This window comes from Frankia sp. AiPa1 (genome assembly GCF_023243075.1).
Classification (GTDB): domain Bacteria; phylum Actinomycetota; class Actinomycetes; order Frankiales; family Frankiaceae; genus Frankia.
Genome location: NZ_JALKFZ020000050.1, coordinates 1 through 9,411, shown reverse-complemented (window position 1 = coordinate 9,411; position 9,411 = coordinate 1). Strand labels below are relative to the sequence as shown.

Genomic DNA, 9,411 nt, shown 5'->3' with positions numbered 1-9,411 from the left:
GGGGGTGCGGGCGGGGGGGGGGGGGGGGGGGGGGGGGGGGGGGGGGGGGGGGGGGCGGGGGGGGGGGGGGGCCCGCCGCCCCCCCCCCCCCCCCCGCAGCCCTGCCACGGCCTGTCGAGCCCAGGACAGTGGCCATCCCGGGCGCGACTGTGGCGCCGGTATGGACGTCCCCTGGCGGGCCGGCGTTTCAGGCCACGACACTCCACATCACGTCGGTCCGAGCCCAGTCTTTCACGCCGCTACCCGCGCCCTGCTCGGATGGGTAAGTGCGTTGCGTCGCGCGCCCGGATCAGGTGCGGGCCAGACCGGACCAGATGCGGATCAGGCCGAGCACCATCAGGCCGGGCATGGGCCGAGCCGGGCATGGGCCGAGCCGGGCCGGGCGGGCTGGCCGTGGGCCGGGCGGGGTGCGGCTCGGGCCGGGTGCGCCGGTCAGTTCGGATCGGTGGCGGTGCCGCGGGTGGCACGGTCCTCGGCGAGCTGGACGAGGGTACGGACGATCACGCCGGTGCCGCCCTTGGCCGTGTGGCCGTACGGCTCGCCGCCGTGCCACGACGGACCGGCGATGTCGAGGTGTGCCCAGGAGGCGTCGTCGGCGACGAACGCGCCGAGGAAGTGGGCAGCCACCAGCATCCCGCCGTCCCGATTGCCGCCCGGCGGGACGTTGGCGATGTCGGCGACGGTCGAGTCCAGGCCCTTGCGCAGCTCGGGCGGCAGCGGCATCGGCCAGACGCTCTCCCCGGCGCGGGCCGCCGCGACCGCGACCGCGTCGACGGCCTCCCCGCGGCCCATCAGCCCACTGGTGCGCTGCCCCAGTGAGACGATCTGGGCGCCGGTGAGCGTGGCGACGTCGACGATCAGCGCGGGGGACTCCTCGGCGGCACGGACCAGCGCGTCGGCGAGGACGAGCCGGCCCTCGGCGTCGGTGTTGAGCACCTCGACCCGCTTGCCGCCGCGCATCGTGAGCACGTCGGACGGGCGGATCGCCTCGCCCGAGGGCATGTTCTCCGCGCTGGGCAGCCAGCCGACCACGGTGATCGGCAGCCGCAGCCGGGCGACCGCGAGCACGGTGCCCAGCACCGCGGCGGCGCCCGCCATGTCGGTCTTCATCCACTCCATCGCCGTCGGTGGCTTGAGCGACAGGCCGCCGGAGTCGAAGGTGATGCCCTTGCCGACCAGCGCGATCGCCGGATGCTCGGCATCGTCGCCGCGCCATTCCAACCGGATGAGACGCGGCGGGTTCACCGAGCCCTGCCCGACGCCGAGGATGCCGCCGTAGCCGCCCTCGGTAAGCGCCGTCTCGTCCAGCACCTCGACGCTGACGCCGACCGCCTCCGCCTGCTCGCGGGCAAGGTCGGCCAGCAGGGCGGGGGACAGATGGCTCGGCGGGGTGTTCACCAGGTCCCGGACCAGCCGGACCGACTCGGTGGTGATCACGGACCGCTCGACCTGTTCCGCCGCGAGGGGCAGATCCTGCTCTCCCACGACGACGGTGAGTTCACTCACGGGAACCGGCCGCCCCTGCGCCGAGACCGTCCGTAGGCGGTCGAACGTGTAGGTGCCGAGCAGGGCACCCTCGGCCACCGCCCGCACCGACTCGGCGGTGACCGAGCCGGGCGCGGCGGCGAGGGCCAGGGCGACGCTCGTGCGGCCCGCGCAGGCGCGCACGGCGGCGCCGGCCGCACGCCGCAACACCTCCGGGTCCAGTGGGGCCGCCGGTGACGGGCTCGGCCCCAGGCCCACCGCGACGATGGTGGCCGCACCCACGGCGCCAAGGCTCGCGAACTGGACGAGTTCCCCGGCCTTGCCGGTCGCGCCCAGGGACGAAAGGACACTCACGAGCCGTCCGGCGAGAGCCTCGTCCAGCCCGTCGGCACCGGCCGCGACCACCACCCCACCCGCGCCGGAGCCACCCGCGCCGGAGCCACCCGCGCCGGAGCCACCCGCGCCGGAGCCACCCGCGCCGGAGGCGTGCGCGCTGACGTCCGCCGGGCCGGAGGTGGTGCCGATCACCACCGCGTCCACCGCGAGATCGACGAGGGCTGTCCCGCTGGGCGCGATGCGGGTGGCGCTGGGCGCGATGCTGGTCATGCGGTGAGCGTATTGAACGGGACGGCGCGTGGCCGGCTGTGGTCCGGCCGTTGTCGCGGCGCCTCACCGCCTTTCGCTGATCCGCCTCTCGCTTATCCGCCGGTGGCCGATCTGGCCTCGCCGATCGCCGACGGACCTCGCGGGGATGCCCACTAGGCTCAGGGGCATGGCAGAGCTGCGTCGATCTCCGCTGTACGACCGTCATGTCGCGCTCGGTGCGAAGCTCGCGGGCTTCGGCGGCTGGGAGATGCCGATCGAGTACGCCGGGCGGGGGGTCCTCGCCGAGCACCAGGCTGTGCGGACGGCGGTGGGAGTGTTCGACGTCAGTCATCTCGGCAAGGCGGAGATCGCCGGTCCCGGTGCCGCCGCGTTCGTCAACGCCAGCCTGACGAACGACCTTGGCCGCATCACGCCGGGTCAGGCCCAGTACACCCTGTGCTGTGCCGAGGACGGCGGGGTCGTCGACGACCTGATCGCCTATCTGATCTCGCCGGACCGCGTGCTGCTCGTCCCGAACGCGGCGAACAACGCCGAGGTCGTCGGTCGCCTGGCTGCCGCGGCTCCGCCGGAGATCACTGTCACCAATCGGCACACCGACCTCGCGGTGCTCGCTGTGCAGGGTCCTGCCGCCCCCGATCTGGTCGCCGCACTCGGACTGCCGGTGGACGGGGCGTACATGAGTTTCGTCGAGGCGAGCTGGCAGAGCGGTCCGGTGATTGTCTGCCGTTCCGGTTACACCGGCGAGCGCGGTTACGAGCTGCTGCCGCGCTGGGCGGATGCACCTGCGCTGTGGGACGCGCTGCTCACGGCCGGTGAGAAGTTCGACGCGTCGCCGGTGGGCCTCGGCGCCCGCGACACCTTGCGCACCGAGATGGGCTATCCGCTGCACGGGCAGGACCTGTCCGCGTCGATCACTCCGGTGCAGGCCCGGTCCGGCTGGGCCGTCGGGTGGGGAAAGCCGTCGTTCTGGGGCCGTGCGGCGCTGGTTGCCGAGCGGGAGGCCGGCGCTGCCCGCCTGCTCTGGGGACTGCGCGCCACCGGACGGGCGATCCCCCGCGCGCACATGACCGTGCGCTCGTCGGCCGGCGACCCGATCGGCGAGGTTACCAGTGGCACCTTCTCCCCGACGCTGCGTGAGGGCATCGGTCTGGCCCTGCTGGATCGCGGTGTTGCCGAGGGTGACACCGTCCACGTCGACGTCCGCGGCCGCCCGAGTCCGATGACCGTCGTGCGCCCGCCGTTCGTCCCGTCCTCGCCGCGCTAGTGATCGCCGCTTGATGATCGGTCGTGCGGGCGGCTCGAGGGGTTGTCGGTGGGATCAGGTAGTAAGGGTGTCGTGGATTCTCATGCCGCCGGTGGCGATGTTCCCAGCAGGGCCGGCGCTGAAGCGGACGGCATAGAAGCGGACGGCATAGAAGCGGATAGCAGCGAAGCGGACGGTGATGCCGGCAGTAGTGTGGTTGCTGCCGTCGGCAGCGGCGTTGACACGGGCGACAGTGAGGCCGGCGCCTTCGGTGAGGCCGTCCACAGCGAGGCCGCGCGCGTGGTGCCGGCCGTGCCGGCGCTGGATGGCGCTGCGATGGCAGCCGCCCTGGCGCGGCAGGGGCAGCTGACCAAGCCTCCGGGGGCGTTGGGGCGGCTTGAGGCGCTGTCCGTCTGGATCGCCGGGGCGCAGGGGGCGTGCCCGCCGCGGCCGTTCACGCGGGTGCGGGCGGTAGTCATCGCCGCCGATCATGGCATCGCTGGTGCCGGGGTGTCCGCCTTTCCCAGTGATGTCACGGCGCAGATGGTGGCGAATTTCGCCGCGGGCGGGGCGGCCGTCAACGTGCTCGCCCGTCAGGCCGGCGCCGAGGTGCGCGTGGTCGATGTCGCCGTCGACACGCCGGAGCCGACCACGCCCGGCGGGGTGGACGGCAGCTCACCGCCGCAGCGCTACCGGGTCCGGCGGGCCAGCGAGCCGATCGACCGGCGTGACGCCCTGAGCGTCGCCGAGGGCGACCGGGCCTTCGACGTGGGTCGGATGGTGGCCGACGAGGAGATCGACGCAGGTGCTGACCTGCTGGTGCCCGGCGAGATGGGGATCGGGAACACGACCCCCGCGGCGGCGGTCGTCGCGCTGCTCACCGGTCGAGAGCCGGTCGAGGTCGTCGGCCGGGGCACGGGCATCGACGACGCCCGCTGGATGGTGAAGACCGCGGCGATCCGGGACGCGATGCGCCGCGGGCGGCCGTTCGCGGACAACGCGCACTCCGTGCTGCGGGTCGCCGGGGGCGCGGATCTGATGGCACTCGCCGGCCTGCTGGTGCAGGCGGCGGTGCGGCGCACACCGGTCGTGCTCGACGGGGTGATCGTTTGTGCGGCGGCGCTCGCGGCCGAGCGGATCGCCCCGGGCGCCAAGAACTGGTGGGTTGCCGGTACCCGCTCGCCGGAACCGGCGCAGGCGTACGCGCTGGGCGCGCTCGGGCTCACCCCGCTGCTCGACGCTGGGCTGCGCCTCGGTGAGGGCACCGGCGCGCTGCTGGCCGTCCCGCTGGTGCGGGCCGCCCAGGCGACGCTCGCCGAGATGGCCACCTTCGACCAGGCCGGCGTGAGCGGGAAGGCCGAGCCCGGCCCGTCCGAGCCGGGCACCGGGCCGGACGGGCCGGGGAAGTCTGACCCCACGTGATCCTGGCCGCGCGGACCGCGTTCACCCTGCTCACCGTGCTGCCGGTGCGTGGGCCGCGGCGGCTCGACCAGCTCGACCGGCGGGCGGCTGGTCGGGCGATGGCGCTCGCGCCGCTGGTGGGGCTCGTCCTCGGGGTGCTCGCTGCCGTGGTCGTGTTCGGCCTGCGGATCTCCACCGGCACACCGGGAAGCCGCACCCAGACGTTGCTGCCCGCCGCGGCCGGCATCGCGGTGCTGGCGCTGACCACCCGTGGCCTGCACCTGGACGGGCTGGCCGATCTCGCCGACGGGCTCGGTGCGCACCATGGCGGCGGGCGCGAGCGGGCCTTGGCCGTCATGCGTGAGCCGACCGTCGGCGCGTTCGGGGTGGTGTCCGTCGTGCTCGTCGTCATCCTGCAGGTCAGTGCACTCAGCGCGGCGGTCACTGTGCACCGCGGGACCGTGTCGATGCTGGTCGCGACGATGACCGGTCGGCTCGCCGTCACCCTCGCCTGTGCCAGCGCAGCTCCTGCCGCACATCCGAACGGTCTCGGCGCCCTCGTCGCCGGTTCGGTCCGGGCTCGCGACGCGGTGCTGGCCTTTCTCGGCGTCTGCGGGCTGGCGGCGCTGGCCGGGCGGTTCGACTACGACGGTGGCGATCTTGACCGTGCCCTGCGCGGGGTCCTGGCCGTCTGCGTCGGCACCGCTGTCTCCGTGGCGTTGCGGCTCTACATCGTGCGCCGCCTCGGCGGGCTGACCGGCGACGTGCTCGGCGGCCTCGTCGAACTCACCACCACGGTGACCATGGTGTTCATGGCAATGTCCTACCCGACCTCGTTCCTGCATCTGTTCGGCGTGGACTCGACCTCGCCGGGGCGGCCCCCATGGCAGGGCTACCCGAGATGACCGGTCCGGCTGGTGCGGCCGGCCGTGGCTGGGGCGCCGATGCCGTGGCCGGGCCGATGCCGTGGCCGGGCCGATGCCGTGGCCGGGCCGATGTCGTGGATGTCGATGTCGTGGATGTCGGATGCCGTGAGGATCGGATACGTTCCGGGTTGTGGCGGTAACGGCGGATGCGCCCGGTGGTGCGGACGTCGCACGGCGTGTGTTCCTCAGCCATACCGCCGAACTGCGGGGCTTTCCGCGGGAGCGCTCGTTCGTCGCCGCGGCCGAGCGGGCCGTGGCGCTCGCGGGCGACCAGGTCATCGAGATGGAGTACTTCGGGGCCCGCGATATGGACCCGGCCGAGTTCTGCGTCCGGGCGGTGCGTTCATCTGACGTCTACCTGGGGCTGATCGCTTTCAGGTACGGGACGACCGTCCCGGGCCGTCCGGACGTGTCGTACACGGAACTCGAGTTCGACACCGCGACGGCCGCCGGGATCCCGCGGCTGGTCTTCCTGCTCGACTACCACGCCGAGGTCCCGTTCGGCGATTTCGTCGACGAGACCCACGCCGAGCGGCAGCGGGCGTTCCGGGCCCGGCTGGGGGAGGCGGGCATCATCACCGCCGGGTTCCGCGGCGCCGGGGATCTGGAGACCGCCGTTCTCGACGCGCTGGTCAAGCTGCGCGAAGCCGAGCGGCGGGCGTCTCTCGCGGTGGCCGGCGAGCTGCCGAACGCGGGACGTCCAGCCATCGGACGTCCCACCGTGCCCTGGATGGTCCCGGCTGATCGGGGCGGGCTCGTACCCCGCCCGACGCTCGCCGCCGCCGTGCTCGCCGAGATCATGCCCTCACCGGTCGGGCGCGCGACCCAGGAGCCGGTCGTGCTGCACGGGACCGGCGGGATCGGCAAGACCACGCTGGCCCGGGAGATCTGTCAGCATCCACAGATCGCGGAGCGTTTCGGCGGGGGACTGCTCTGGGTGACGGTCGGGGAGTCGCTCGGCGGAGCCCAGCTTGCCGACCGGATCAACGATCTGAGCGAGGCGCTGGCCGGGATACGCCCGACGCTGTCCGACCCCGAGCAGGCCGGATTTCATCTCGGCACGTTGCTGGCCGACGAGGCGCGACTGCTCGTCGTCGACGACGTGTGGAGTCGCGCCCAGGCGGAGCCGTTCCTGCAGGGCGGTCCGAACACGGTGCGGCTGGTCACCACCCGACTGCGCGACCTGCTGCCGCGGGCCCACATGGTCGAGATACCGGCGATGCGCGCCGATGAGGCGATGGCGCTGCTGCTGCGCGACCTGCCGCACCCTGCCCGGAACACGGCCGATCTGCGCGACGGCGCCCGGGGCACGGCCGATCTGCCGGGAGTCGAGCGGCTGCTCGCGCACACCGGACGGTGGCCGGTGCTGCTCAGCCTGGTCAACCGGGCGCTCGTGCGACATGTGCGGGACGGGATGAGCCCGGCCCGCGCCGTCGACCGGGTACGCCGCCGGATGGAACGGCGCGGCCCCACCGGCCTCGACGTCACCCGCGCCGGCCAGCGGGCCGAAGCCGTCGAGGCGACCCTCGCCGCCAGCCTCGACCTGCTCACCGGCCACCACCTGCAGCGGTACCTCGAGCTTGCGGTCTTCCCCGAGGACGTCGAGGTTCCCCGGCAGATCCTCGACGTCTACTGGGGGCGCACCGGCGACCTCGACCCGGACGAGGTGGACGATCTCTGTCAGGAGCTCGCCGACCTGTCCCTGGTCGTCGCCTACCGGCGGTCACCACCGTCCCTGCTGTTGCAGGACGTGCTGCGCAGCTATTTACGGATCCGGGTCGGCGCGACGCGGCTCGCCGAGCTCGAGGGAGTCCTCTGCGACGCCCTGGGCGATGCCTACCTGCCCGCGACCACCGCACCCTCATCCAAGGAGCCGCCCGCGACGCCGTCACTGACGCACGCGTACGGGCCGTCGCCGTCGCCGTCGCCGTCGGCGGGGCCCCGGGCGGCGAATACCATGCCGGACGACGCATCGGACGTCATGCGTCCGGTGGAGCACGCGGATCCGTGGTGGCTGCTGGGAGACTCCGCCGGCTACGTCTGGACGCACCTGGTCGGCCATCTCCTCGGCGCGGGGCGGGTGGGCGCCGCCGTGGCGCTGCTGGGAGATCTACGCTGGGCGCTGGCGAAACTGCGGCGTCCGCAGCTCGGGCCGGTGGCGCTGGAGGCAGATCTCGCGCTCGCCGCCGCGGCCCGCCCGGACGACTCCCGGCTTGAGGCGCTACACCGGATGATCCGGCAGAACGCCCATCTGCTCGCACCCACCGATCCGTCGGCGGCGCTCGGCGCGATCCTGCTCAGCCGTCTCGACGGCAGCCCCGAGCTTGCCGCCGCCCGCCGCGCGCTGGCCCGTCACGTCCCCCCACCCCGGCTGTCGGGCCGCTGGCCCCGGCCCGACCAGCCGCATCCGGCGCTGCTGCGTACGCTGGTCGGCCACCGCGGCCGGGCAGCCGGTCTCGCGGTCGCCCCCGATGGCACCATGCTCGCCTCCGCCGGCTCGGACGGCACCGTGCAGCTGTGGCAGGTCCCGGACGGGCAGGGCCGGCGGATCCTGCGGGGGCACGCCGGAGAGGTGCATGCCTGCGCCTTCTCGCCTGATGGCACCCTGGTAGCCGCAGCCGGCGCGGATGGCACGGTCCGACTCTGGGCTGTCCCGTCGGACTGGGACGACGGGGCATCCGGCGGGGGCCCGCCACACAGCCAGGGCATGCTGTCTGGCGGGGACGGCGAGGATGGCTGGTCATCGTCGACGCGACAGGTGCTGCGGGGGCACGCCGGCGAGGTCACGGCCTGCGCGTTCACCCCGGACGGACGCCGCGTTGTCGCGGTGGGCGTGGACGGGAGCCTGCGCTGCTGGGACGTGCACAGCGGCGCGGCGGTCTTCGCCATCAGCATCGCCGGCAGCCCCCTACGATGCTGCCTGGCGGCCGAGGACGGCCGCTGGATCGCGGTCGCGGGTGACGACGGAGTGATCCGGATCTGCGATCCGGTGACCGGCCACCAGAACGGCATGCTGACCGGCCACTCCGGCCCGGTGCTGTCATTGACCGCCCCCTCGGACTGCACCTGGCTCGGCTCATCCGGTGCGGACGGCACGTTCCGCCGCTGGTCGTCCGACATAGTGCCGACCGATGTAGTGCCGACCGATGTAGTGCCGACCGATGTAGCGCCGACCGGTGCAGTGCCGACCGGTGTAGCGCCGGTCGGCGCATGGCCGCCGGGAGAGACGCCGTCCGGTGTCGGTCCGACCATCTCCGCGCAATCCGGCTCCGAGACGTCCCGCCCCTGGCGCGAGCTGGGGATGCTCCGCGACCAGGCGGGAGCGATCCGGGCCGCTGCGGTGGGCCGCGACGGGGTCCTGCTGGTCACGACGAGCTGGGAGGGTGCCATCCGGCTCTGGAACATCGCGGACGGATCGCACCGGGCGAACCTCACGGGTGCGGTCGGCAGCCGACGTTGCGCGCTGGCGCCCGACGGAACCTGGGTGGCGGCGTCCGGTCGGTACGGGACGATCCGATTGTGGTCCACCGACGTTGACCTGCCGTTGCCGTCCGCGGCTGGGCGTGAGCAGCAGATGCGCGGCGTGGTCGTCGTCCGCCCCCTGCCTGCCGCCTCCGCGTCACCCGTTGCCCGGGCCGTGCCCGTCGAAGGCATCGTGCCCATCGAAGGTGCTGTGCCGGTCGAAGGTGCGGTGCCGGTCGAAGGTGCGGTGCCGGTCGAAGGTGCGGTGCCGGTCGAAGGTGCGGTGCC

General features: G+C 73.7%; 6 protein-coding genes. 4 read left to right on the top strand and 2 right to left on the bottom strand.

Annotated features, from left to right (window positions below):
• Positions 1-432: 432 nt before the first annotated feature.
• Entirely contained in the window at positions 433-2,091 is a 1,659-nt protein-coding gene (locus MXD95_RS06650; protein ID WP_250639658.1) for a leucyl aminopeptidase, read from the bottom strand.
• Between the two features lie 166 nt (positions 2,092-2,257).
• Here MXD95_RS06650 and gcvT point away from each other — a divergent pair, with 166 nt between their 5' ends.
• A complete protein-coding gene (gcvT, locus tag MXD95_RS06645; RefSeq protein WP_250639657.1) occupies positions 2,258-3,355 on the top strand; it encodes a glycine cleavage system aminomethyltransferase GcvT in 1,098 nt (365 codons plus the stop codon).
• A 54-nt stretch (positions 3,356-3,409) separates the two neighbouring features.
• Here gcvT and MXD95_RS06640 read toward each other — a convergent pair whose 3' ends face one another.
• Positions 3,410-3,619, bottom strand: coding sequence for a hypothetical protein (locus MXD95_RS06640; protein WP_250639656.1), 210 nt, complete (start codon positions 3,617-3,619; stop codon positions 3,410-3,412).
• A 51-nt stretch (positions 3,620-3,670) separates the two neighbouring features.
• Between MXD95_RS06640 and cobT the strand changes: the two genes are divergently transcribed.
• From cobT to MXD95_RS06625, 3 genes are all read left to right on the top strand, one after another.
• Complete coding sequence (cobT, locus tag MXD95_RS06635) at positions 3,671-4,756, top strand: nicotinate-nucleotide--dimethylbenzimidazole phosphoribosyltransferase (protein WP_250639655.1); 1,086 nt, start codon at positions 3,671-3,673, stop codon at positions 4,754-4,756.
• Positions 4,756-5,640: an adenosylcobinamide-GDP ribazoletransferase gene (locus MXD95_RS06630; RefSeq protein WP_250639659.1), complete on the top strand. Its 885-nt coding sequence runs from the start codon at positions 4,756-4,758 to the stop codon at positions 5,638-5,640. Before cobT ends, MXD95_RS06630 begins: the two co-directional genes overlap by 1 nt.
• A 151-nt stretch (positions 5,641-5,791) precedes the next feature.
• Positions 5,792-9,411 (top strand): DUF4062 domain-containing protein (locus MXD95_RS06625; protein WP_250639654.1); only part of this gene is annotated, 3,620 nt, incomplete at its 3' end.

Excerpts from the sequence above, each read along its gene's own strand:
- gcvT (WP_250639657.1), top strand. The coding sequence starts at position 2,258 with ATGGCAGAGCTGCGTCGATCTCCGCTGTACGACCGTCATGTCGCGCTC.
- MXD95_RS06650 (WP_250639658.1), bottom strand. The coding sequence starts at position 2,091 with ATGACCAGCATCGCGCCCAGCGCCACCCGCATCGCGCCCAGCGGGACA.
- cobT (WP_250639655.1), top strand. The coding sequence starts at position 3,671 with ATGGCAGCCGCCCTGGCGCGGCAGGGGCAGCTGACCAAGCCTCCGGGG.